Source organism: Micromonospora sp. DT81.3, assembly GCF_049847225.1.
Lineage (GTDB): Bacteria > Actinomycetota > Actinomycetes > Actinomycetales > Microbacteriaceae > Microbacterium.
In genome coordinates this window covers 734,109-757,099 of sequence record NZ_JBNCNY010000002.1, presented here as the reverse complement: position 1 = coordinate 757,099, position 22,991 = coordinate 734,109, and the positions used below count along the sequence as shown (strand labels likewise).

General features: G+C 68.5%; 20 protein-coding genes, 1 tRNA gene and 2 pseudogenes. 13 read left to right on the top strand and 10 right to left on the bottom strand.

Annotated features, from left to right (window positions below):
• Positions 1-304: 304 nt before the first annotated feature.
• Positions 305-481: a hypothetical protein gene (locus tag ACPW96_RS07735; RefSeq protein ID WP_425882606.1), complete on the bottom strand. Its 177-nt coding sequence runs from the start codon at positions 479-481 to the stop codon at positions 305-307.
• Here ACPW96_RS07735 and ACPW96_RS07730 point away from each other — a divergent pair.
• From ACPW96_RS07730 to ACPW96_RS07720, 3 genes are read left to right on the top strand one after another with little or no spacing between them, the layout of a single operon-like run.
• Positions 408-1,835: an APC family permease gene (locus ACPW96_RS07730; RefSeq protein WP_425882603.1), complete on the top strand. Its 1,428-nt coding sequence runs from the start codon at positions 408-410 to the stop codon at positions 1,833-1,835. The two genes, ACPW96_RS07735 and ACPW96_RS07730, sit on opposite strands and share 74 nt — an antisense overlap.
• Positions 1,832-2,269: a hypothetical protein gene (locus ACPW96_RS07725; protein WP_425882575.1), complete on the top strand. Its 438-nt coding sequence runs from the start codon at positions 1,832-1,834 to the stop codon at positions 2,267-2,269. Before ACPW96_RS07730 ends, ACPW96_RS07725 begins: the two co-directional genes overlap by 4 nt.
• On the top strand, positions 2,266-3,618 hold the full coding sequence (locus ACPW96_RS07720) for a dipeptidase (protein WP_425882574.1): 1,353 nt from the start codon (positions 2,266-2,268) through the stop codon (positions 3,616-3,618). Before ACPW96_RS07725 ends, ACPW96_RS07720 begins: the two co-directional genes overlap by 4 nt.
• Before the next feature lie 12 nt (positions 3,619-3,630).
• Here ACPW96_RS07720 and ACPW96_RS07715 read toward each other — a convergent pair whose 3' ends face one another.
• The 6 genes and pseudogenes from ACPW96_RS07715 to ACPW96_RS07690 form a co-directional block, all read right to left on the bottom strand.
• Positions 3,631-4,767, bottom strand: a complete 1,137-nt coding sequence (locus ACPW96_RS07715) for an aminopeptidase P family protein (protein ID WP_425882573.1) — start codon at positions 4,765-4,767, stop codon at positions 3,631-3,633.
• A 204-nt stretch (positions 4,768-4,971) separates the two neighbouring features.
• A complete protein-coding gene (locus ACPW96_RS07710; RefSeq protein ID WP_425882572.1) occupies positions 4,972-5,535 on the bottom strand; it encodes a DUF1269 domain-containing protein in 564 nt (187 codons plus the stop codon).
• A 255-nt stretch (positions 5,536-5,790) separates the two neighbouring features.
• On the bottom strand, positions 5,791-5,922 hold the full coding sequence (locus ACPW96_RS07705) for a hypothetical protein (protein ID WP_425882605.1): 132 nt from the start codon (positions 5,920-5,922) through the stop codon (positions 5,791-5,793).
• Between the two features lie 40 nt (positions 5,923-5,962).
• Positions 5,963-6,334, bottom strand: a pseudogene (locus ACPW96_RS07700) (DUF4336 domain-containing protein); the annotation flags it as partial.
• Positions 6,335-6,675: 341 nt separating this feature from the next.
• Positions 6,676-6,748: transfer RNA gene (locus ACPW96_RS07695), tRNA-Met, on the bottom strand.
• Positions 6,749-6,805: 57 nt separating this feature from the next.
• A complete protein-coding gene (locus ACPW96_RS07690) occupies positions 6,806-7,807 on the bottom strand; it encodes a helix-turn-helix transcriptional regulator (protein ID WP_425882571.1) in 1,002 nt (333 codons plus the stop codon).
• A gap of 60 nt (positions 7,808-7,867) precedes the next feature.
• Here ACPW96_RS07690 and ACPW96_RS07685 point away from each other — a divergent pair, with 60 nt between their 5' ends.
• From ACPW96_RS07685 to ACPW96_RS07675, 3 genes are all read left to right on the top strand, one after another.
• The gene (locus tag ACPW96_RS07685; RefSeq protein ID WP_425882570.1) at positions 7,868-8,944 is read left to right on the top strand and encodes an ATP-binding cassette domain-containing protein; all 1,077 of its coding nucleotides are present in this window, start codon (positions 7,868-7,870) and stop codon (positions 8,942-8,944) included.
• Positions 8,941-9,735 carry an ABC transporter permease gene (locus ACPW96_RS07680; protein WP_425882569.1) on the top strand — a complete coding sequence of 265 codons (795 nt, stop codon included), beginning with the start codon at positions 8,941-8,943 and terminating at the stop codon, positions 9,733-9,735. The genes ACPW96_RS07685 and ACPW96_RS07680 overlap by 4 nt, the downstream gene beginning before the upstream one ends.
• A gap of 96 nt (positions 9,736-9,831) precedes the next feature.
• Entirely contained in the window at positions 9,832-12,840 is a 3,009-nt protein-coding gene (locus ACPW96_RS07675; RefSeq protein ID WP_425882568.1) for a hypothetical protein, read from the top strand.
• A 36-nt stretch (positions 12,841-12,876) separates the two neighbouring features.
• Here ACPW96_RS07675 and ACPW96_RS07670 read toward each other — a convergent pair whose 3' ends face one another.
• Entirely contained in the window at positions 12,877-14,418 is a 1,542-nt protein-coding gene (locus tag ACPW96_RS07670; RefSeq protein WP_425882567.1) for a M16 family metallopeptidase, read from the bottom strand.
• A gap of 130 nt (positions 14,419-14,548) precedes the next feature.
• Between ACPW96_RS07670 and ACPW96_RS07665 the strand changes: the two genes are divergently transcribed.
• The 6 genes from ACPW96_RS07665 to ligD all read left to right on the top strand — a co-directional run bounded on the left by ACPW96_RS07665 (position 14,549) and on the right by ligD (position 20,978).
• Positions 14,549-17,047 carry an ATP-dependent helicase gene (locus ACPW96_RS07665; protein WP_425882566.1) on the top strand — a complete coding sequence of 833 codons (2,499 nt, stop codon included), beginning with the start codon at positions 14,549-14,551 and terminating at the stop codon, positions 17,045-17,047.
• A 69-nt stretch (positions 17,048-17,116) separates the two neighbouring features.
• A complete protein-coding gene (locus tag ACPW96_RS07660; RefSeq protein WP_425882565.1) occupies positions 17,117-18,319 on the top strand; it encodes an SseB family protein in 1,203 nt (400 codons plus the stop codon).
• Positions 18,320-18,397: 78 nt separating this feature from the next.
• Entirely contained in the window at positions 18,398-18,805 is a 408-nt protein-coding gene (locus ACPW96_RS07655) for an ArsR/SmtB family transcription factor (protein WP_425816746.1), read from the top strand.
• Positions 18,802-19,296 carry an SRPBCC family protein gene (locus tag ACPW96_RS07650; RefSeq protein ID WP_425816747.1) on the top strand — a complete coding sequence of 165 codons (495 nt, stop codon included), beginning with the start codon at positions 18,802-18,804 and terminating at the stop codon, positions 19,294-19,296. Before ACPW96_RS07655 ends, ACPW96_RS07650 begins: the two co-directional genes overlap by 4 nt.
• A gap of 5 nt (positions 19,297-19,301) precedes the next feature.
• Positions 19,302-19,916 carry a dihydrofolate reductase family protein gene (locus ACPW96_RS07645; protein ID WP_425882564.1) on the top strand — a complete coding sequence of 205 codons (615 nt, stop codon included), beginning with the start codon at positions 19,302-19,304 and terminating at the stop codon, positions 19,914-19,916.
• Between the two features lie 9 nt (positions 19,917-19,925).
• On the top strand, positions 19,926-20,978 hold the full coding sequence (ligD, locus tag ACPW96_RS07640; protein ID WP_425882602.1) for a non-homologous end-joining DNA ligase: 1,053 nt from the start codon (positions 19,926-19,928) through the stop codon (positions 20,976-20,978).
• 118 nt (positions 20,979-21,096) lie between these two features.
• Here the strand turns inward: ligD and ACPW96_RS07635 are convergent.
• Positions 21,097-22,177 (bottom strand): annotated as a pseudogene (locus ACPW96_RS07635) (ATP-dependent DNA ligase); the annotation flags it as partial.
• 115 nt (positions 22,178-22,292) lie between these two features.
• Entirely contained in the window at positions 22,293-22,415 is a 123-nt protein-coding gene (locus ACPW96_RS07630; RefSeq protein WP_425882563.1) for a hypothetical protein, read from the bottom strand.
• A gap of 193 nt (positions 22,416-22,608) precedes the next feature.
• Between ACPW96_RS07630 and ACPW96_RS07625 the strand changes: the two genes are divergently transcribed.
• Positions 22,609-22,971 (top strand): nuclear transport factor 2 family protein, encoded by a 363-nt coding sequence (locus ACPW96_RS07625; RefSeq protein WP_425882562.1) that lies wholly within the window; start codon positions 22,609-22,611, stop codon positions 22,969-22,971.
• Positions 22,972-22,991 lie beyond the last annotated feature (20 nt).

Genomic DNA, 22,991 nt, shown 5'->3' with positions numbered 1-22,991 from the left:
CAGGGCTGGGCGGGGACAGCATGAGACCGCCCGCTATCGCGGCGGTCGCCCAGAGGGACGCCCTCCTGAGCGCCTTCGCTCCACGCATGCGTCTGGCCCTCCTCGAGACTGCCTGTGAGGGTTACGGTACGCACATCCGCACGGCGAGCCGATGTCAACGCGAGTGTCGAACGGCAATATCCCCTGATCAATGTGATGGATAACCGTAGTCCGCGGGCGTAACGTGTCGCCCAGCGGGTCCCTGCGATGCCAACGGAGGCAACCATGTTGATCAGGATGAGGCTCTTGACGATGGACGGGATAACTACACGGCGTCCCTCCGCACCCCGTGGATCGGAACGGTCATGAGCGCCGGCGGTTCGGCGTCGAGACCCTCCTCCACGCCGTCGCGGGCGCGGCCGCCCAAGGTGGTCTTCATCTCGTGGATCGCGCTGGCGCTGATGACGACGAGTTCTGTGGCCAGCCTGCGCCCCGCTCCCACGATGGCCGTCTACGGTCTCGCGTCGGTGTTCCTCTACGTCGTCCCGGCGATCGTGTTCCTGCTGCCCACCTCGCTGGTGTCGGCGGAGCTGGCGTCGGGATGGAAGGGCGGCGTCTACAAGTGGGTGTCCGCCGGCATCTCTAAGCCGATGGGCTTCCTCGCGGTGTGGTGCCAGTTCGCGATGACGATCTTCTACTATCCGACGCTGCTGGGGTTCGTTGCGAGCACGCTCGCGTATGTCTTCAACCCCGCCCTCGCCAGCAACGGCGTCTGGACGGCGCTCGTGATCATGGTCTGCTACTGGTCGGGTGTGTTCATCTCGTCCCGTGGTACGAAGAGCGTCGCCGGGCTGGCCGGCGGCGGCCTGATCATCGGCACGCTGATCCCCGGAGCGATCCTGGTCATCCTGGGTGCCGTGTTCCTAGGACAGGGCAACCCCTCGGCTGCGCCGATGACGGCGGCGAACCTGCTCCCGCAATGGGCGGGGCTGGCAAGTCTCGTGTTGATCGTGAACAACTTCCTCTCCTACAGCGGCATGGAGATGAACGCGGTGCACGTGTCCGACATGCGCAACCCCGGCAAGGAATTCCCGAAGGCGATGTTCCTCGCCATGGGTCTCGTGCTGATGATCTTCATCCTCCCGGCGCTCGCCATCAGCTGGATCGTGCCGGCGGATCAGCTGTCGCTCACGGCGGGTGTGATGCAGGCCTTCGACATGGTGTTCGCGACGTTCGGCTGGCAGTGGCTGACGCCGATCATCGGGATCATGCTCGTCACGGCATCCCTCGGCGGGATGCTGACCTGGCTGGCCGGGCCGTCGAGGGGTCTGCTCCTGATCTCCCGCGAAGAGGGATACCTGCCCCCGTTCCTGCAGAAGATGAACAAGAACGGCGTGCAACAGAATCTGCTCGTCACCCAGGGCCTCGTGACGACCGTCATCGCTTTGGGATACGCGCTGATCCCGGACGTCTCGAGCGCCTACTGGATCTTCTCGGTCATCACGACGCAGGTGTACCTGATCATGTACCTGCTGATGTTCGTCGCCGCCGTCCGGCTGCGGCGGCGTCATCCTGACCACCCCCGCGGATACCGCGCGCCGATGCTGCTCAGCCTCTGCGGCGTGGGTTTCACGGCCTCGCTCGCCGCGCTGCTGGTCGGGTTCATCCCGCCGTCGCAGTTCGGCGGCGAGAACCCGATCGTCTACTTCTTCATCGTGGCCGGGGGTGCGCTAGGGCTCGGCCTGCTGGTGCCGTTCCTGTTCTACAAGCTCCGGAAGCCGTCATGGAAGCAGCCGGCCGCCGCGGAACCGGAGGCGACGGATACTCCTGAAGCCCCGGAGGTGGCGACATCATGAGCGAGACAGCAGAACAGTCGGGGCGCGAACGCAGCGTGATCTACATCGTGGTGGTCACAATCCTCGTCGTGCTGACCGTGATCGCACTGTTGACGTTCCGAGCCGGAAGGGAGAACGACGCGGCGCAGGAGCAGGCGGCCCAGCTCACCCAAGCCCTGGAGGACGCGGGCATGCGCGCGCCATCGACGGAGCAGATCGTGCGGGTGCTGGGCGATGACGGCGGGGCGGTGTGCGCGAACCCAAACGGGGCATTGACGCGGGGGCTGGTGTTCAACGAGCTCACCAACGGCGCGGCGGGACCCGGCCGCCGGCCGATCCTCGTGGAGGACCGCGTGCTGCGGAGCCAGCTGCTGATCATCGGCGTGTACTGCCCGGACGAGCTGCCGAACTATGAGGAGTTCGTGGACCGGCTGGAGACGGTGAACGGTTCATGAGCTCCGATTTGCGGGCCCGCGTCCGCCAGTTGATGGATCCGGTGCAGTCCGAACTCGCTGAACTGGTCGCGCTGCGCTCCGTCGCCGACCCTCGGCAGTTCCCGGAGGAAGGGTGCACCCAGGCGGCGAATTGGGTGCGCGACAAGTTCCGGGCGGAGGGGTTCGACGACGTCCGACTTGAGAGGACGCCGGATGGCAGTTTCGCGGTCGTGGGGTCCCGGACAGTGGCCGACCCGGACGCGCGGACGGTGCTGCTCTACGCGCACTACGATGTGCAGCCCCCTCTCGACGACGCGGCGTGGCGCACGCCTCCCTTCGAGCTCCACGAGGTCGGCGGGCGCTGGTACGGTCGCGGCACGGCGGACTGCAAGGGGAACATTCTCATGCACTTGATCGCGCTCAGGGCGCTGGGAGACGACCTGCCGGTGAATCTCCGACTCGTGGTCGAGGGCTCGGAAGAGCAGGGCACCGGGGGTCTGGAAGCGTTCGTGGCGTCGAACCCGGAGCTCTTCCGTGCCGACGCCATTCTCGTGTGCGACACCGGCAACGCCGCGGTCGGCCACCCAGCGGTGACGGTCAGCCTGCGCGGGATGGTCAACGTGGTCGTCTCGGTCGAAGCCCTCGCGTCAGAGGTGCACTCCGGCATGTTCGGCGGACCCGCACCGGACGCGCTCGCCGCCCTGGTGGCGATGCTCGCCTCCCTGCGTGACGCCGAAGGCAACACCGTCATCCCCGGGCTCGATCACTCCGGCTCCTGGTCGGGCGAGCCCTATCCGCCCGAGCAGTTTCGCTCCGATGCCGGTCTTCTCGACGGCGTCCGACTCATCGGCGACGGAACCGTCTCCGACATGCTCTGGGCCCGACCGGCGCTGACCATCCTCGGCATTGACTGCCCTCAAGTGCTCGGTTCGAGCGCCGCCCTCGTGCCCAAATCCGCAGCGCGGCTGAATCTCCGCGTGCCACCCGGCATGGACCCCGTCGTCGCCCGTGACGCACTCACCGCGCATCTGGTGGCCGCGGCCCCGTGGGGTGTTCACGTGGACGTCAAGACAGAAGCAATCGGGTCGCCGTTCCTCGCCGAGACCACCGGCCCCGCCTACACGGCCATGGCTACCGCGATGGGGGAAGCGTACGGGGTCCCCATGACGACCCTGGGACAGGGTGGCTCGATCCCGCTGTGCAACGTCTTCGCCGACACATATCCCGACGCGGAGATCATCCTCATGGGCGTAGAAGAGCCCCTGGCGCTCATCCACGCGCCCAACGAGAGCGTCGATCCGAAGGAGATCGAGCACTGCGCCCTGGCTGAGGCACTCTTTCTTCACAGCTACGCCGGGCACACGGGCTAGCGCCCGGCCTCCCTATTCGACGATCGCCATCTCGTGCGGCGTGCGATTGAGCCGGCGCCCGCCGTCAGCCGTCACCGTCACGATGTCCTCGATCCGCACCCCGAAACGCCCCGGGAGGTAGATGCCCGGTTCGATCGAGAAGCACATGCCGGGCTCCATCGGCTGGCGTTCCCCCTCGACCATGTACGGCGGTTCGTGGGTGGTCAGACCGATGCCGTGGCCGACGCGGTGGATGAAGTACTCGCCGTATCCGGACTCCGTGATCAGCGCACGCGCGGCGCGGTCGACCTCCTGGCACTCGACTCCCGGCCGAACCGCCTCAAACCCCGCCTGCTGAGCTCGGCGCACGATCTCGTGCACGTCCCGCTCCTCATCGGTGGGCTCACCGACGTGGACGGTGCGGGTCGTGTCCGAGCCGTAGCCGTGCTTGAGGCCGCCGAAGTCGAGCACCACCATGTCGCCATGCTGGATCACCCGATCGCCCATCTCGTGGTGCGGATTCGCGCCGTTCGGACCAGAGCCGACCACGGTGAAGTCGACCTGCGAGTGCCCGAAACGGCGCAGGAGGTCCGCCAGGTCGGTGCCGACGTCGGTCTCGCGTCGGCCGGCGAAGCGGACACCGATGATCTCCCCGTATGCCGCGTCGGCCGCCGCTCCCGCCGCTGTCAGCCGCTCGAGCTCGTCGTCGTCCTTGATCGCCCGCAGCATTGGGAGCGCCGTCGTCATGGACACGTACGACGTGTCGGGCAACCTGCCCTGCAGCCCCAGGAGGTGCATCGCCCACGCCGAGTCCGACAATGCGTAGCGCCCTGGCCCGAGGAGCTTCGCGGTCGCCTCGTACGGGTCGCTGCCGTCGGACCAGTCCGCGAGCCGGAAGACGGAGGCGCCGGGTGTCTCCTCAGCGTCCGGCCGTTCGAGCCGGGGGACGATCATGGTCGGCGCGCCATCGACGGGGACAACCAGCATCGTGATGCGCTCGGTAATCGCGACAGGCGCGTACCCGGTGAGGTAGAGCAGGTCGGGCCCGGGCGTGAGGAGCAGCCCCGACAGTCCCGCCGCTTCGGCGGACCGCGCCGCTTGCTGCAGTCTCGCGGCGAAGTCCGCGGCGGTGAACGGGGCAGGTCCGGCCTGAGTCGTCCGGTCAGTCACTATCCGAACCTCCTGGTTTCGCCGGCCGTCTTACCCCTTGACGCGTGGCCGATCATCGGCGATCTCCTCCGTCGATCCTCGCCGTGCCATTGGCTCATGGGTGGGAAAGCCCTAGGAGCGCAAGGGGAGTAAGGAACTCTCCAGCTGGCTGTGCTGGACGAGGAGTGCAGCGTGCACCGCCGCACTCCTCGCCGTCGGCGCGCGCTACTTCTCGTCGTCGGCTTCTGCCTTCGCCGCTGCTTTCGCGTCGGTGGCCACCGCGTCATCCACTGCCTTCTCGACGATCTTGTCGGCCTTCTCGAGCGCCTTGCGAATCTTCACCTCGCCTGGGTCGGACACGAGCGCGACGATGCCGGAGTGGCCCGGCTCGATGGCGTCCTGCAGCTCCTCCGCCAGCTCCTTCTTGTGGTGGCGCTGACGCAATTTCCCGATGAGCCCTCCGCCCGCGCCCACGAGGAGGACGCTGCCGAGAATCGAGGGAGGAAACAGGATGCCGACAACCGCGCCGCCGACAGCTCCCCATCGGACCCCCTCGCGAGTGCTGTGATCGGTGACCTTCTGCACTTCAAGCTTGCCGGCACCGTCGCGCTGGACGACCAAGACGCCTTCGATCTTGACTGTCGCACCGTCCTCGACGTCCTTGAGGGCCTGATAGGCCTCCATCGCGACGTCCACGTCAGCGAAGTCGGCAACAATCAGCGTGTACGCGCCGTCGCTGATGGCTGCCGCCGCGATCTCGTCCCCCGCAGCGGTTGTCTCATCGGTCATATCGGTTCTCCTTTGGCTCCGTCGATCTGCTGACGGTCGTCAGTATAGGGAGCCGATGTATCCGGTGAACAGAGCAGAAGCAGCTGCCGATCACGCCAGTGCAGGGTCCTCCGCGAGCCATGCCCGCATGAGCTACGTCGCGTGGGGGCAGAGACGGCCACGATCTGGACCATTCTCCGGGCGATGCTTGCAGACGGCGCGGTGAGGACGGGCTGCGGAGTGCGGGGTTGAGAGTGGAGCGCGTGTCGTTGCTCGTCAGTCGATCAGCCACGCGAACGCGCTAGCGACGAACTCTTTGGCGTTGCGGGTGATGATCGGGCCATGCGCGAGGACGACCGTGTCGAACCGCCATTCGAGCATGCGGAGCACGGATTCTTTCGTGGTCACCCGTGGATGAAACGTCAGGCGTATGTCCCGGGAGCGGGTCGTGAACCTGGATCACGTCCTCCAGGAGCAGGGTGCCGCTCGGGGCGTGAAGGAACGCGGACTCCCGCAGCATCGAACCACCGACCACAAGGTGGTTGAGCTCGGGCGTCCATGCCCCGGGGAGGACGTGACCGAGCTGCCCCGTGAGCGGGATGTTGCCGCGCTTCAGGGTGACCGGAGTCAGCGGACTCGACCAGAGCTCGGCGTCGGGAAAGAGCAGATGCCATCGCCTGAGCCGCCAGAGGTGCCGGGGAGTCGGGCTGACAAGGTAGCGGACGGGCCCGAGGGAGGCCACGGCGGATAGCGCCTCGTACGGCAGTGGAACCGGAGAGGAGGCCCAGACGGACCCGTCGCGAAGCCGGACCACCGACATGCGGGTTGTGAACGGTAGGCCCATGTCGCGAGTGGGAGGTCCGTCGATGACGAACAGACCCTCGCCGAGGTGAGTCAGCACGCCCATGCAGCGAGCGTACGACCCGGCGATACCCCTGTCGATGGTCGAAAGTCGATCGCGCCGGCACACCCGCCGCGGACAGGAGTGAGAAATGAAGTGTCACCGATGTCCTGATGCGCAACTGTCACCGATGTCCTGAGTCATCACCACCGGCGTGTCTACGAAAAGTGTGGGCAAAATGTGGGCAAACGCGTCATCGCTGCGAAAGCTGAGAGCCGCGGTCCCAGTGTTTATAAGGGATCGCGGCTCTCATGCGGTAGACGCGACGGCGGGAGTCGAACCCGCAACGCTCCCGGATATGAACCGGAGCCCGGGACCGCCCGGATCGCCGCGATGGCCTCACGTTATCCCACCGTTACCGTCCCGGTGACGACGTTTCCTGCGGTTTCCCTATGAGTCTGGATGTGACGACCGGCGCGGTGGCGGTGGTGCATCCAGCGCCGCCAGCATCCGCACCAGCGACTCTCGCAACTCGGTGCGCGCCGGCTCCGCAAGATCGGTCGTGTATCCAACCCCCTCCGGGATCCACGACATTCCGTACATGGTCTCGCGGAAGTCGGCGCCGCCCACCGGCCACCGGGTGGTGTCGTCGGTCTCCGGGGTCGCTCCCTGTCCCCACTGGCCAAAGTACTCGCGCATGGCGTCGTAGGGCAGATCCATGACGAGGTCGGTCTCGACCGGCTGCCGCACCCATGCGGCCGCGACGCGGAAGAACTCCTCCGTCTGCTCGGCGCTCAGCGCCCTCGGCTCGAACAGCACCCTGGTGTGCTGCACCGCATCCAGCCGGTCCACCCGGAACGTGCGCCAGTCCTCGCGCTCGAGATCCCAGCAGAGCAGATACCAGTTGCGCTCGGCGGGGGAGAGGGCGTGCGGCTCGACCCGGCGCGTCGTCGTCTCCCCCGAGGCCGACGTGTAGGTGAAGCGCAGGCGCTCGTGGTCGCGGCAGGCGAGGGCGAGTTCGCCCAGGATGTCGGGCGAGACGGCCGGCGCCGACCCGATGCCGACGGGCTGCACGACGGCCGCGAGGGCGTTCACCCGCCGGCGGAGCGCGACGGGCAGCACCTGCTCGAGCTTCGCGAGCGCGGTGAGGGTGGTCTCGGGGCCATGCACCAGCCGCTGGGTGGCGGCGACGCGAAGCCCGATCGCCATCGTGACCGCCTCTTCGTCGGTGAGCAGCAGCGGCGGCACCGCGCTGCCGGCTTCCAGCCGGTATCCGCCCGCGACGCCCGGCGTCGACTCGATGCGGTAGCCGAGCTCCCGCAGCCGGTCGATGTCGCGGCGCACGGTGCGCTCCGTGACGCCGAGGCGCTGGGACAGCTCAGTGCCGGTCCAGTGGCGGTGCGCCTGCAGCATGTTCAGCAGCTGCAGCGCGCGGTTGATCGTCTCGGCCATTCCTCTATTATTTCGCGATTCAGGACCGATCCTGTCCGCATGCCTTCCTACCCTCGAGTCATGGCGAACGAACCCATCATCGAATCAGAAGGCCTCACCAAGGTCTTCCCGGATCACCCCAAGAAGAACTCGAAGAAGAAGAGCGTCCATGCGGTCACGGACCTCTCCTTCTCGGTGGCCCGCGGCGAGCTCGTCGCGTTCCTCGGCCCCAACGGCGCCGGCAAGTCCACCAGCCTGCGCATGCTCACGACCCTCATCCCTCCCACGTCCGGTAGGGCGCGGGTGGTCGGCCACGACATCCTGACCGGCCCCGCCGACGTGCGAGCGCGGATCGGCTACGTCGGTCAGCTCACGAGCGGCAGCTTCTCGCAGCGCACGCGCGACGAGCTGCTCAGCCAGGGCGCCTTCTACGGGATGTCGCGGGCCGACTCCGCCCGGAGGGCCGACGAACTGATCGAGTCGCTCGACCTGTCGAGCTTCGCGACCCGCACGGTGCAGCAGCTGAGCGGCGGCCAGAAGCGACGGCTGGATGTCGCGCTCGGCCTGATGCACGCCCCTCCGCTGATCTTCCTCGATGAGCCGTCCACCGGCCTCGACCCGCAGAGCCGCGCGAACCTGTGGCAGCACATCCTCGACCTCCGGGCGCAGCACGGCACCACGATCTTCCTCACCACCCACTACCTCGAGGAGGCCGATCGGTACGCCGAACGGGTGATGGTGATGGATAAGGGGCGGGTGATCGCCGACGACACGGCCGGGGCGCTGAAGGCCACGCTGGCGGGTGACCTGCTGACCCTCGGATTCGATTCGACGGATGATGCGGACCGCGCGATCCCGGTGGTCGGGGCGCTGACGCCGGTGGTGCGGCGCGAGGGCGCGGCATCCATCGCCCTGACGGTGCCGGACGGCGACCGGCTGCTGCCTGCCGCGGTGCGGGCGCTGGATGCCGCCGGCATCTCGGTCGCGAGCGCGACCGGCGTGCCGCCCACCCTCGACGACGTCTTCCTCGCACTGACGGGGCGAACGCTCCGCGAAGCGGGCGAGGGCGAGGCGACCGAAGAGAACGAAGAGCAGGATGCGACGGCGGAGCCCAGTGCGAGTGCCACGGCATCCGAGAAGACAGGAGCCCGACGATGACCACCCAGACCACTCCCCGCCCCGACACGATCGTCCGGGCCAACGCCGCCCGCGACACGTGGAACGTGCTCACTCGCGAACTCAAGCCTGTCGCGCGGGATCCCTTCACGCTCATCTTCAGCCTGCTGCAGCCGCTCGTCTTCCTCGGGCTTTTCGCGCCCCTGCTGATCGGGCAGTCCGGTCAGCCGGCGGGCGAGACCCTGCAGTGGTTCGTGCCCGGCGTGCTCGTGATGATCGTGCTGTTCGGCACCGGCGCCACCGGGTCGAACCTGCAGTACGAGATGATGACCGGCTCCCACGAGCGCACCCTCGTCGCACCGCTGGCGCGGTCATCGCTCCTCGTCGGACGGGCGCTCAAGGAGATCGCCCCGATCGTGATCCAGGCGCTGATCATCGTGCTCATCGCGTGGCCCTTCGGCTTCACGATCAACGTGCCCGGCCTCATCATCGGCCTCGCGCTCCTCGCGGTCTTCGGGGTCGGGCTGGGCGCCCTGTCCTACTCCCTCGCGCTCGCCACCAAGGACCGGGAGTGGCTGTTCTGGGGAGTGCAGCAGACGCTCATCTTCCCGCTGCTGATCCTCTCCGGCATGCTGCTGCCGCTCGACGAGGGACCCGCGTGGATGCGCGTCGTGTCGGCGTTCAACCCCGTGAACTGGGTCGTCCAGGCCGAGCGGGCCCTCCTCGCGGGTGACCTCGGCGACATCACCGTTCTGTGGGGCTGGATGGCAGCGCTGATCCTCGCCGCGATCGGGCTGATCGTCGGCGTCCGCTCGATACGCCGCAGCAGCTGATCTGGGCGGGCGCGGTCCTGGGACGGGCCGCGCCCGCCTCGGTGCGGCCGTCCACAGCCGTCCGTCGCGCGAACGCCGATCCGTTACCGTGAATCCATGACGACGGCTCGGGTGCGTGGGGTGCTCGCTGTGGTCACCGCTCTCGTGCTGCTCGCGCTCGGGTTCGGCGTCGCCGTCGTCGTCGGCGACGAGCTCGGCATCCGCACGGAGGACGCGGACTCGCCGCCCCTCACTCAGGCGCCGCAGCCGGCGGTGCTCCCCGCCGTGCTGCCGCCGCGATTCGTCTCGATCGACGCGCCGGCGACGCTGCGATTGGATGTCGCGACCGATGAGCTCCGGGATGCGGTGGCCACGGCATCCGCCACGAACGGCGAGGCGACCCTGTCGGTGGTCTACGCCGACGGCGAGGAGGACGACGAGTCGTACCGCCTCGAGGGCTCCACCGACGCGCTGCGTATCGTCGCGGAGAGCGAGACCGGCGCGGTGCGCGGGGTGTACGACCTCGCCTCGGCGGTGCGCGACGGACGCTCCGTCGACAGCGACCTGGGCCGAACGATCACCTCCCGCCTCGGGCTGCGGATGGCGGATCTCGGCGCGGTCGGGGTCGAACCCGACGAGGAGGCGTACGCGGCGGGCACCGACTACTCGCACACGTCGAACGCCTTCGTCGATGTGATCCTCGCCGAAGCCCCCTACATCGACCAGGATGCCCTCGCCGAGGCGCAGCTCGAGTTCGAGGAGTTCGCGAAGCACATCCTCGCCGAGGGATACAACGCCATCACCTTCCCCGGTTTCATCGAATACGCCACCTTCGACGGCGTCGAAGGCGTCTACCCCGAGGGCGACGTGCACGCCGAACGGGCCTTGGCCATGCGAGAGGGCTTCGGGCCGATGTTCGACTACGCCGACGCGCTCGGTATGAAGGTGTACCTCCGCACCGACATGCTGACCCTCACGACGCCGCTGGCCACATACCTGACCGACCGCTTCGGCTCCCTCGACACCGAGAACCCCGAGCTGTGGGATGTCTACGCAGCGGCGTACGACGAGGTCTACGCCGCGATGCCGTCGCTGGATGGCACCGTCATCCGCATCGGCGAAGCGGGGCGCGTGTACGACGTCGAGGGCTGGGACTATTACTCGGCCCTCGCCGTGACGACCGTGGACTCCGTGCGCGCGATGCTCACGTCGCTCTCCGCCGGTGCGGAGCAGGCCGACAAGGAGCTCATCTTCCGCACGTGGAGCGTCGGCGTCGGTGCTGTGGGCGACATGCACACCAATCCGGAGTCGTACGAGGCGGTCCTGGGTGGCATCGACTCGCCCGCCCTCATCGTGTCGACGAAGTACACCCTCGGCGACTTCTACAGCTGGCTGCCCGACAACAACACCCTCGAGATCGGCGAGCAGCGCCGCATCGTCGAGTTCCAGAGCCGCCGGGAGTTCGAGAACTTCGGCGCCTTTCCGAACGACCTCGGCGCGGAATATCAGCGCGCCCTGCAGAGCTTCCTCGCGGCGAATCCGCGCATCGAGGGGATCTGGACCTGGACCCAGGACGGAGGCCCCTGGAGGGCCGGCCCGATGAGCCTGTACCTGAAGTCCGGCTTCTGGCAGCTCTACGACCTCAACACCGAGCTCTCTGTGAGACTCGCGCGCAACCCCGACACCGATGTGCAGGCAGTGACGGTCGACTGGGCACGGCGATGGTTCTCGGATGACGAGGCCACCGTGACGGCGATCGCCCAGGCAATGGCGTTCTCGAGGGCGGCGGTCGCCCAGGGGATGTACATCGGTCCGTTCGCCGAGAAGCGGGTATTCGCGATCGGCCTCGAGCCGCCCCCCATGATGTGGATCTTCGAGTGGGACATCCTCACCGGCGACACGGCGGTGCTGAGCGTGATGTCCTCCATCGTCGGCGACGAGGTCGGAGAGGCCATCGCCGAGGGCGAGGACGCCGTCGCGGCCGCGGAGGAGATGCAGGCGCTCATCGTGTCGACGGATGCCGGGACGTGGCGGGATGCCGAGCTGCACGACGACTTCGTGGGCACGATGGACTACGAGGTCGACGTGCTGCGGATGCTCACCGCGTACCGCGCGATGATCCTCTATCAAGGACAGTGGCATTCCACGCTGTCGCCCGAGGCCTACGACTCGTGGGCCGATGCCCGCGGCAGGTTCGAGGCGCTCGCGGACGACCACGTGCAGCAGTACGAGGGCGACGTGGACTATCCGGCGTTCAACCTGACGGCCGCGCAGCTCGGCGTCGACCGTGCCGACCGCGACCTCGCGATGGCGTGGATCGCACGCGTCCTGCTCGCCCTCACCGCCACCTGGCTGGTGATCGGCATGGTGGCCACGCGCACCCGCCTCGTCCGCCGCCCGGGGGCCGCGGCCGCCCGCATCTCCTGGATCGCGGCCACCCGCCCGTGGCGCGCCCGCGAGTCGACCCTCGGCATGCTGTCTCTGGACCGGTGGCTGCTCGTGCTCGTACCGGGTGCCCTCCTGGTCGCGACGAGGGCGGTCCAGACGTCCTTCCTGTCGTGGGCGCACATCGCGGTGACCCTCTGTGCCTGGGCGATCTTCGCCGTCACGGTGCTGGTCGCGCTGAGGAAGCGATCGGCGTGGGCGGTTCTCGCCGCTGTCGGCGGCGTTCTCGTTCTGCGCTGCGCGCTGCTGCTCTTCGCGCTCTCGTTCTCGGGCCCCGGAGGCTACTGGTACGCGTTCTGGACGGATCCCACCCGGCGAACCGTGTACATCACGATCGCCTTCGCCCTCTTCGTCTGGGCATTCGTCGCCGGAGCGTGGGCGCTCGCCGCCCAGCTCGGGCGTCGACGCGCGACGGGCGTCGTGCTGGCGGCGGTGGGCCTCGGCTTGGCGATCCCGGCGGCTCTGGTCGCGCTCGTCGGCCTGGAGAACGCCCTCACGGTGTGGAACGACCAGATGGGGCTGCTCCCGTGGGGGCTCTCCCGCATCCTCGGCATCACCGTATACCTCGACATCCCCCTCGACACCGCGTGGATCGCCGCCGGCGTCGGTGCCGTCATCGCCGTCATCGGTGTGCTGCTGGCAATCCCCGGACGCAGGCGGGAATCGGCGCCGACCGACTGAGTCGGTGCCGCGCGCCGGGCCCGCTTAGCGGGAATATCAGGCGACCTCCGCCTCCCCGACGGCTATACGGAACTGTGCCTCTGACGGCAGTCGCTCCTCGAGAAGGCGGTGGAGCTGCGCGCGGCCACGCCAGTCGTCGAGGTGCAGCGAAAGCCCATCGCCTCCTGCAGCGACCAGGGACCAGAAGCTGTCGGTGTCGGAGTATCCGGCCAGCACGACATCGTCGAAGCGAATTTCGAAGGGCGGCTCACCCGGAACGGTGAGGGTTGCGCGCTCATGGTCGATGGCGAGATTCCACCCGCCCATTCCCCGGAACATCCGCGGGCTGAAGAGCGCCACGCCGGGCTTCGCGAGATGCATCACCAGCTGAGTCTTGGTGAGGCCGGCAGTGTACGCCTCCGGCTGCTCGGAGAAGGGTATGCCGAGCGCCTCCGTCACTCCGTGATCGCGGTCGGACACGATCCCGGCGCCGAAAGTCACGAACAATGACGGCACTGCTGCGGCGATCACTCTGCGAATATCCTCGCGGGTCAGTCCCTCCGTGACGATCGGAACCAGATCGTCCGGGTCCCTGCGTCCCCGGACCACGGAAACCGCGACGGCATCGAGTACTTCCGCCTGCGCGGCCGGGTCGTCGTCCCCCTGACTCCAGCGGTCGAGCTCTTCGAGCAGCTGCGCTTCGTCCGGTCCCATCTCGGCGAGTGTGCGAATCACCTGCACGGCACCCCTCCCCGCGGCAACTGCGTCCTCTGGTCGTGGATCGAGTGCATACGCAACAAAGCGCGAGTTGGCGGTGACAGCGCCCACGAAGGGCGAGACGGAGTAGATCTTGTGTTGCGCCGTCCTCAGTTCTGAATGAAGCGCATCCGCGAGGAGGCTGCCGGCGACTCCCACGGCGGCATTCGAAGCCGGCCCGAGAAGCATGCTGATCGCCAGGGGCATCGGGCCGTCGACCAACCACCCGGTGCGGCGGTGCGGCAGTATCACCGGGGTGGGGCGATCCGGCAGCGAGCGCGCGGCCGGAAGATGCAGCGCTAAGCCGGGCGGGACGTCGCCCGTGAACGTGAGGACGGCGTTCCCGGTATGGAGCCACGAATCGGCGAACGCAAGCGCAGCCTCGCGCGTCAGAGATCGGTGGGCGGGAGAGCCGATATCCAGCAAGCCGAGGCTGTTCGCGCCGAAGCGATTCAGCAGGGGCCCACGTCCGACGAATTCGTCGCCCTCCCCGAGCTCCGCCGTGATGACGCGTCGCTGTTCAGCCACGTCGGCGTCGGTGATCTGGTGGAGCGTCGCGATCGCCGTCGCCACTCGCGACAGGAAGTCGGCGACGAGGTGAGGGGCGCCCTGTGCGTAGAAGCTGATCGTCTCGTCGGCGGTGGTCGCGTTGTGGGCCACTTTCACCTTGCCGACGCGTTGCATGACGAGATGCTCGAGAAGGTGCGCTGTACCGGCCGTGCGAGCCGACTCGTCGCGCATACCGACTCCGAACGTCAACGTTCCGGTGTAGATCGCACGGATGTCCGCAACGTAGGTGGGGATGCCGTCGATGGTCAGATGGCTTATTGAGGGCAGGGGCACCCGCCTATTCTCATCCAGCGGGCGTCCCTCGATGGGACGCCTGTGCACAACGCGCTCCGTATTCTCCGACCGAGGTCAGGGCCATGCCCGCAGGGCGAGTGTCGGTGCTCGCGCCTAGACTTGGAGGGCCATGACCGACGCCTCCACGCCCATGATCATCGTCGGGGGCGACAGAGGCCCTCGAGCGCCCGGCGCCGCGCCGCGCGACGATGCCGATGACCTCCTCGTCGGCCTCAACGAGCCTCAGCGCGAGGCTGTGCTCTACCGCGGGCCGGCGCTGCTCATCGTCGCCGGTGCCGGATCGGGAAAGACGCGCGTCCTCACCCATCGCATCGCCGGCCTCATCCGCAACCGCGAGGCGTGGCCCAGCCAGATCCTCGCGATCACCTTCACCAACAAGGCCGCCGGCGAGATGCGCGAGCGCGTCGCGCACCTGGTCGGTCAGGCATCCCAGGGCATGTGGATCTCGACTTTCCACTCCGCGTGCGTGCGCATCCTCAGGCGGGAGGCAGAGAACTTCGGCTTCAAGCAGTCGTTCACCATCTACGACTCCGGCGACACGCGGGCGCTCCTGAAGCGGCTCGTGAAGGAGCATGAGGCGGATGCCTACGGCCTGACGCCCGCGGCCGCGATGGGCAAGATCTCCAAGCTGAAGAACGAGCTCGCCGACGCGGAGTCGTACGCGCGGCAGGCCAACATGAGCGATCCCGCCGAGCGCGTGTTCGTGGATGTCTTCGCCGACTACCAGCGCCAGCTGCAGCGGGCGAACGCCTTCGACTTCGACGACCTGATCGCGCAGACGGTGTACCTGTTCCGTGCGTTTCCTCGGGTGGCGGACGTGTACCGGCGACGCTTCCGGCACATCCTGGTCGACGAGTACCAGGACACGAACCACGCGCAGTACGCCCTCATCCACGAGCTGACCCGGCCGATCGGGTCCGACCCTTCGACGGGCTCAGGGACCGGTGGCGGATTCGAGTCCGGCGGCATGATGATCTTCGACACTTCGGCGGGCTCAGTGACCGGTGGAAGTGGTGACCCCGACAAGGCGGGTGCCTCGCTGACGGTGGTCGGCGACTCCGATCAGTCCATCTACGCGTTCCGCGGCGCCGACATCCGCAACATCAGCGAGTTCGAGCGCGACTATCCGGGCGCCAAGGTGGTGCTGCTCGAGCAGAACTACCGCTCGACGCAGAACATCCTGAGCGCGGCGAACGCCGTCATCCGCAACAACTTCGACCGCAAGGACAAGAAGCTCTGGACGGATGTCGGGGCCGGCGAGCTGATCGTCGGCTTCACCGGCTACTCGCAGCACGACGAGGCCCAGTTCGTCGCCGATGAGATCGAGGCGATCCACCGCCGCGGGGTGCCGTACTCCGAGGTGGCGGTGTTCTACCGCACGAACTCTCAGAGCCGTGCGCTGGAGGAGATCTTCATCCGGTCGGCGCTGCCCTACAAGATCATGGGCGGCACGAAGTTCTACGAGCGTGCCGAGATCAAGGACGCGATGGCGTACCTGACGGCGGTGGCGAATCCGGCCGACGGGATGGCGGTGCGGCGCATCCTGAACCGGCCCCGCCGTGGCATCGGCGACGTCACCGAGACGGCCATCCAGAACTTCGCCGACCGCGAGGACATGACGTTCCGCGATGCCCTGTCGATGCCGGACGAGCTGGGGGTCGGCCCCAAGATCCAGGGGGCGATCGCGCAGCTCGATGGGGTGCTGCGCGAGGCATCCGCCCTCATGCTGCCCTCCTCCGGCGAACTCGCCGCGCCCACCGCCGTCGCGGAGGGGCTCTCCCTGCTGCTGCAGAAGTCGGGGTACCTCGACGCGCTGCGCGCGAGCAAGGACCCGCAGGACGAGGCGCGACTCGAGAACCTCGACGAGCTCGTGGCCGTCGCCAGGGAGTTCGCGCGCAACAACCCCGAGGGGACCGTCATCGACTTCCTCGCCGAGGTCGCTCTGGTGTCGGATGCCGACGACCTGGACGACGCGTCCGGGTCGGTGTCGCTGATGACCCTGCACACCGCAAAGGGACTCGAGTACGACGCGGTCTTCCTGACCGGCGTCGAGGAAGACCTGATCCCGCACCGCATCTCGGCCAACGAACCGGGCGGGCCGGCCGAGGAGCGGCGACTGTTCTATGTCGGCATCACGCGTGCGCGCAAGCGCCTGTACGTCTCGCTGGCCATGACGCGGGCGCAGTTCGGCGAGGTCACGGTGGCGATGCCGAGCCGCTTCCTGCAGGAGATCCCCGCCGAGCTGATCGACTGGCGTCAGTCGCCCGGTGACGTGAACTCACGGGGCGGAACGCAGTCGCGGGCGCTGAACGCGCGCCGTCCCGGTTCGGGCGGCGGCTCCGGCGGCTTCGGAGGGCGCGACTACGGCGCCCCGCTCGTGCCCAAATCGACGGCTCTCGACCGGTTCCCGAACCGCATTCCTGCGAAGGTCCGCGACAACGGCGACATGCAGCTCGCACCGGGCGACCGCATCCGGCACGACGACTTCGGCGAGGGCCGGGTCGACGCCGTGACGGGGGAGGGCGCGAAGCGCGTCGCCCATGTGCGCTTCGAGAAGGTCGGCGCCAAGAAGCTCCTGATCAAGATCGCGCCCATCGAAAAGCTCTGACCCCTCGACCGGCGGCGACGGCGCCGTCAACCACTGAACCGGTCGCGCGGGCCGGGTTAGGCTGGCCCGATGGCCTTGTTCTCGCGCCGCAAGAAGTCCGATGACGTCGTCGCGCCGCAGGCACCCGACGCTCCTCAGAATCCCGAGCAGGCAGCCGCCGGCTCAGCGGAGATCACCCCAGCGAGCACCGGCAGTCCCCAGGGTGCCTCCGACGCCGGCGCGACGGAGCGGGCCGACGCGGGGGAGTCGGTCGCGGGGCCGGATGCCGAAGCCGCGCCGTCGGTCGGCATCTCCGTCTCGGCGTACCAGGGGCTCGGCAGCTCCGCCACGATCACGTCGACGGGGCCATCCGGAACCGGGGCGCCGGCAACCGCGCGCGCATCCACCACCCGGCCCGGCCCCACACCCCAGCCCTCGCCCGGCCCGCGCACGGCTCCGCGGGAGGAGGCGCCGGCCCCCACGGAAAGCGTGCCGGGGCTGCGCGACAACGTGCTGCTCGCGGAGGCGCTCGAAGCGCTCGGGGCCACAGCCGAGCCGACATCCCTCGAACTCATGAACGTCGCCCGGCAGTTCCTGCAGGGCCACGTCTTCCTCCGGGTGCGCGGCGACGCGCGGTCGCTGCTGTCCGAAGGCAAGGAGCTGCCCCTCGCGGTGGTGCGCAACGGCGACCAGCAGTTCCTGCTCGCCTACAGCACGGGGGCCGCGCTGCACGCGAGTGCGCGCGCCGATCAGGACACTCAGACCAGTGCCATGGGTCAGCCGGTGCTGAACGTCATCCGGCACATGCTCGCCGGACCGTACGCGGGCATCATCCTCGATCAGTCTTCCGCGCCGAACCGGGCCGTGCTTCCCCGCGAGATGCTCGAGCGGGCGATCCGGGAAGGGGACGAGAACTTCACGCTGAAGAACCTGCTGTCGCAGCCGAGGACGCCCGAGACGCCCGCCGCGATCGGGGCCGCGCTCGCGCACGCGCCCCTCTGGGTCGCCGTCGGTCAGGTACCGCCGCAGAGCCCAGAGGAGAAGCCCCGCGTCGGTGTCGCCGAATCACGCACGCCGGAGGGCGAGCGCTACCTCGAGATCTTCTCGCACCCGCTCGAGGTGCACGCCATGAGACGTGGCAACCAGGCGATGCCCTTCCCGGCCGACAAGCTCGCAGCGTCGCTGCGCGATCATGCGGAGCTGACCGGGGTCGTCGTCGATCCCGGCGGGCCTTGGATCCGCCTGGGCCGGGATGCCCTGGCACCCGTTCTCGCGCTGGCCGAGACCGACTGACCTCACCTCTTGACGCTCCGCGTGCGTGGTTCTATCCTTTAGTAAATCACACAGTTGATAAAAGAATCGATTGATCAATTGACCCAGGATGCCGAAGCCGCGGACCCGCTCGACCGCGCCTTCGCCGCACTGGCCGACCCCGTGCGGCGCGCGATCGTGGCCAGACTCAGTCGAGGCCCAGCAACCCTCGGAGAGCTGGCGGAGCCCTTCGCGATCACGCCGCAGGCGGTGTCGAAGCACATCAGCGTGCTCGAGGCGGCGGGGCTGGTGTGGCGCACGCGCGACGCGCAGCGGCGGCCGGTGCACCTCGACGCCGCGGCGCTGGAGCGGCTGACAGCGTGGATCGACCGGTACCGGCTCGTGGCCGAGTCGGCGTACCGCAGGCTCGACGCGCTGCTGGCCGACGCATCCGCCCCGCACGCCCCGCCCGCAGATCCGAAAGCCGAGGGGGACACCACCCCTCTGAAGAGAAGGAGAAAGTCATGAGCAACCCGGTCGTCATCGATGCCGTACCCGGGCAGTCCTACGCCGACATCACGCGCGAGTTCGACGCGCCCGTCGCGGCCGTGTTCCACGCGCACGGCGATCAGGAGCTGTTCCGCAAGTGGATCGGCCCGTACGACGAGTCGACGCGCATCACACACTGGGATTTCCGCACCGGCGGCGGCTATCGATACGAGCAGGACGATCCCGACGGCAGCACCTACGCCTTCCGTGGCGTGTTCCACACCGTCCGCGAGAACGACGTGATCATCCAGACGTTCGAGTGGGAGGGCGCTCCCGACGCGGTCAGCCTCGACATCATGCGGTTCGAGGAGCTGCCGGGCGGCCGCTCGCGCATCGTCGATCGGAGCGTCTTCCCCGACGTGGAGGTGCTCGACATGATGCTGCAGTACGGCATGGAGAAGGGCATGACCGAGGGCTATCAGAAGCTCGACGCCCTGCTGGCGGACGGCTCCGCGAAGCCGGAGGAGTGAGCCTGATGGGCAAGGTCATCTCGGCGGCATCCGTCTCGCTCGACGGATTCGTCGCCGACCCCGACAACAACCCTCGCGCGCTGTTCGACTGGTACGACGCGGGGGACGTCGAGGTGGTCAACCACGGCGACCTTCCTCCGTTCCACCTGACACGGGAGAGTGCCGACTACTGGACCGCGTGGACCTCCGAGGTCGGCGCGCTCGTCGTCGGTCGTCTGCTCTTCGACATCACGGACGGCTGGAAGGGACAGCATCCGATGGGAGTGCCCGTCGTCGTGGTGACCCACGAACCGCCGACGGACTGGTCCTACCCGGGCTCGGATCAGTTCCGGTTCGTCACGACGGGCGTCGAGGATGCGATCGCCGTGGCGCAGGAGATCGCCGGGGCCAAGCACGTCGGCGTCGCCGCCGGCATGATCGCGTCGCAGGCGCTGCGGGCGGGACTGCTCGACGAGGTCGCGATGGACATCGTGCCGGTGGTGCTGGGCGACGGGCACAAGTACTTCGTCGACATCCCCGAGGGCGAGATCCTGCTCGGCGACCCCAGCGTGGTGATCCGCGCGCGTCGCGTGACCCACATGCTGTTCCCGGTGGTGAAGGAGTCCTCGTCGGACGGATGACGGATGACGGTGGGCGGCTCTAGGCTCCCAGACATGGCGTCGGAACGCATCACCCTCACCGTCCCCGGACCGCACGGCGAGCGCGAGGTGGGGCTGTCGAGCCCCAACAGGGTGCTCTGGCCCGAGCTCGGCATCACGAAGCGGGAGCTCGCGGAGTACGCGATCGCGGTGTCCGGCCCGTTCCTGGCGGCGAACGGCAACCGGCCCGTCTCGCTCGAGCGCTTCCCCGAGACGATCGACGGCGAGTCGTTCTTCTCGAAGAACCCGCCGAAGGGCACCCCCGACTACGTCGAGGCGGTGACGGTCAGGTACAACAGCGGGCGGCGGCATCCGCAGCTCGTGCTCACGGAGCCGGCCGCGATCGTCTGGGCGATCCAGATGAACACGATCGTGTTCCACCCGTGGGCATCGCTGGCGGGCGATACAGACAACCCCGTCGAACTGCGCATCGACCTCGACCCGCAGCCGGGCACCGGCTTCTCCGAAGCGGTGCCCGCCGCGCACGCGTTGCGCGAGGTGCTGCGCGAGGGAGGGCTCGAGGCCTGGGTCAAGACGAGCGGCAACCGCGGCATCCACGTCTTCTGCCCGATCGAGCCGACGCACGAGTTCCTCGATGTGCGCCACGCCGTGATCGCGGCGGCGCGCGAGCTCGAAAGGCGGATGCCCGACAAGGTCACGACGAACTGGTGGAAAGAGGAGCGGGGCGACCGCATCTTCGTCGACTTCAACCAGGCGAACCGCGACCGCACGATGGCCGGCGCCTACAGCCCGCGGGCGCTGCCGACGGCGACCGTGTCGACGCCCGTGGGGTGGGATGAGCTCGACGGCCTCGACCCGGCGGCGTTCACGGTGCGCTCCATCCCGGAGCGCCTGGCATCGGTGGGCGACCCGTGGGCGGGCCTGCTGAAGGCTCCGGGCAAGATCGACACTCTGCTGCAGTGGTGGGAGCGCGATCTCGCCGACGGACTCGGCGAGCTGCCGTTCCCGCCCGACTTTCCGAAGATGCCTGGCGAGCCGCCGCGCGTGCAGCCGAGCCGCAAGAATGAGGCGAACTGGGCCTAGCCGGCCGGACGGCTGCCGCGCTCGCGACCCCGCGCTCGCGACCCCGCGAGGCGCGAGACTGCGCGTCCGCGCCGACACTGCGTGCACCGGCCGCAGTCTCGGCGGGCGGATGCAGTCTCAGTGGAGGAGGCGGTGGGGAGTGGTGAGCAGGGTCAGACGAGCACGTCCCCGACGTCGTAGGCGCTGATCCGCTCGAGCTGCGCGTACGTGCACGATTCGGGCTCACGGTCGGGACGCCAGCGCTCGAACTGCACCGTGTGCCGGAACCGGTCGCCCTCGAGCTGGTCGTAGCGCACCTCGAGCACGCGCTCGGGGCGCAGCTTGACGAAGGAGTTGTCGCCTCGACCGGAGTTGAAGCGCGACTTCTCGCCTTCCTGCGTGATCGCCTCGCCCGCGGCATCCGTCTGCACCAGCGGCGCAAGCTCGTCGACCAGCTCGAGGCGTCGCGCGTTGCTCCAGGCCGACACCGCTCCGACGTTGTGCAACCGGCCCCCGTCGGTGTAGAGGCCGACCAGGAGGGACCCGACGCCTTCACCGGATTTGTGGATGCGGTAGCCGAGGGCGACGACGTCGGCGGTCCGCGCGTGCTTGATCTTGAACATCGTGCGCTTGTTCGGTGCATACGGCTCGGCGAGGGGCTTGGCGACAACGCCGTCGAGCCCCGCCCCCTCGAACTCGGAGAGCCAGCGGCGCGCGAGGTCGGGATCCTCGGTGGTGCGCGTGACGTGGATCGGATGCGGCAGAGGGCCGAGCAACTCGACGAGCTGCGCTCGCCGCACCGCGAAGGGCTCGCCCTGAAGATCGCGGTCGCCGCGGGCGAGCAGGTCGAAGCCGATGAACATTGCGGGCGTCGTCTCGGCCAGCATGTTGACGCGGGATGCCGCGGGGTGGATGCGCTGCGTCAGCGACTCCCAGTCGAGCCGCTGGGCACCCTTCGTGCCCTTCGGCACGACGACCTCGCCGTCGAGCAGGCACGGCTCGGGAAGCAGCCGGGCGAACGCCTCGACGAGCTCGGGGAAGTACCGCGTGAGCGGCTTGGCACCCCGGCTGCCGATCTCGACGTCGGTGCCGTCCCACGACACGATGCCGCGGAACCCGTCCCATTTGGGCTCGAAGCTCAGGCCGCCCTCGAACTTCGCGGGGTCGGGGATCTCGGGCACGCTCTTCGCCAGCATCGGGGCGGGGATGTCGTAGGGCATGCCTCCATCTTGGCGCGCGATGGATCCCGCGCCCAGGAGCCCGTCGGCTTTCGCCGAGAGTGCGCAGGATGCCCGCTCGGCGGTTCCGGGAGCCGTCGTGGCGGGCGAGGATCCCTTACGCGCGCGACCGGGACGAGGCGGAGGGTGCTCCGGTGGCGCCCGCCGAGCGGCGATTGCGCAGGAAGCGCACGAGAACGGGGAGGATCACGGGCAGATAGCGGATGATGTAGCGGAGCATGAGGGCCTGTCTGGTCGGCCGCGGTGGTCGCCGCGGGCAAGTGGACTCACGACCGTACGGACCGTTCCTGAATGCTCGGGGGGCCTTGACGGCGATGGCCGGGAGAGATAAAGCGACATCGACCGCTGCGCCGAGTGAGTGCGCCCGTCCGCTTGCTGAGGTAGCCTCGCGGCAATCCGAAAGGGAGGCGGCGATGACAGACCACACCCCACGCGAGATAGCCGAGTGCTTCTCGGGACACCGGTTCGAGGAGGCATTCCCGCATCTCGCGGAGGACGTCGTCTGGCAGATGCCTGGCTCGGACGGCCTGCGCGGCCGTGACGAGGTCATCGCGGCGTGCCGGTCGACGGGGACCGAGTTGGAAGGCGTGCGGGTTGAGGTCGAGCGCTTCCTCGTCGTCGATGGCGGCGAGAGCGTCGCCGTCGACACGCTCACCAGGTATCACGCCGACGACGGCCTCTCGGTCGTCGCGTCGTGCGATGTCTACGAATTCCGCGACGGCGCGGTGACTCGGATCACGTCCTACACCGTAGAGGTGCCGCAGGCGTCCGGCTAACCGCTCTCGCGCCCGCTGCG

Coding starts and splice junctions, on each gene's coding strand:
- ACPW96_RS07725 (WP_425882575.1), top strand. CDS start 1,832: ATGAGCGAGACAGCAGAACAGTCGGGGCGCGAACGCAGCGTGATCTAC.
- ACPW96_RS07650 (WP_425816747.1), top strand. CDS start 18,802: ATGAGCAACCCGGTCGTCATCGATGCCGTACCCGGGCAGTCCTACGCC.
- ACPW96_RS07710 (WP_425882572.1), bottom strand. CDS start 5,535: ATGACCGATGAGACAACCGCTGCGGGGGACGAGATCGCGGCGGCAGCC.
- ACPW96_RS07630 (WP_425882563.1), bottom strand. CDS start 22,415: ATGCTCCGCTACATCATCCGCTATCTGCCCGTGATCCTCCCCGTTCTC.
- ACPW96_RS07685 (WP_425882570.1), top strand. CDS start 7,868: ATGGCGAACGAACCCATCATCGAATCAGAAGGCCTCACCAAGGTCTTC.
- ACPW96_RS07660 (WP_425882565.1), top strand. CDS start 17,117: ATGGCCTTGTTCTCGCGCCGCAAGAAGTCCGATGACGTCGTCGCGCCG.
- ACPW96_RS07625 (WP_425882562.1), top strand. CDS start 22,609: ATGACAGACCACACCCCACGCGAGATAGCCGAGTGCTTCTCGGGACAC.
- ACPW96_RS07665 (WP_425882566.1), top strand. CDS start 14,549: ATGACCGACGCCTCCACGCCCATGATCATCGTCGGGGGCGACAGAGGC.
- ACPW96_RS07720 (WP_425882574.1), top strand. CDS start 2,266: ATGAGCTCCGATTTGCGGGCCCGCGTCCGCCAGTTGATGGATCCGGTG.
- ACPW96_RS07680 (WP_425882569.1), top strand. CDS start 8,941: ATGACCACCCAGACCACTCCCCGCCCCGACACGATCGTCCGGGCCAAC.
- ACPW96_RS07645 (WP_425882564.1), top strand. CDS start 19,302: ATGGGCAAGGTCATCTCGGCGGCATCCGTCTCGCTCGACGGATTCGTC.
- ACPW96_RS07690 (WP_425882571.1), bottom strand. CDS start 7,807: ATGGCCGAGACGATCAACCGCGCGCTGCAGCTGCTGAACATGCTGCAG.
- ACPW96_RS07675 (WP_425882568.1), top strand. CDS start 9,832: ATGACGACGGCTCGGGTGCGTGGGGTGCTCGCTGTGGTCACCGCTCTC.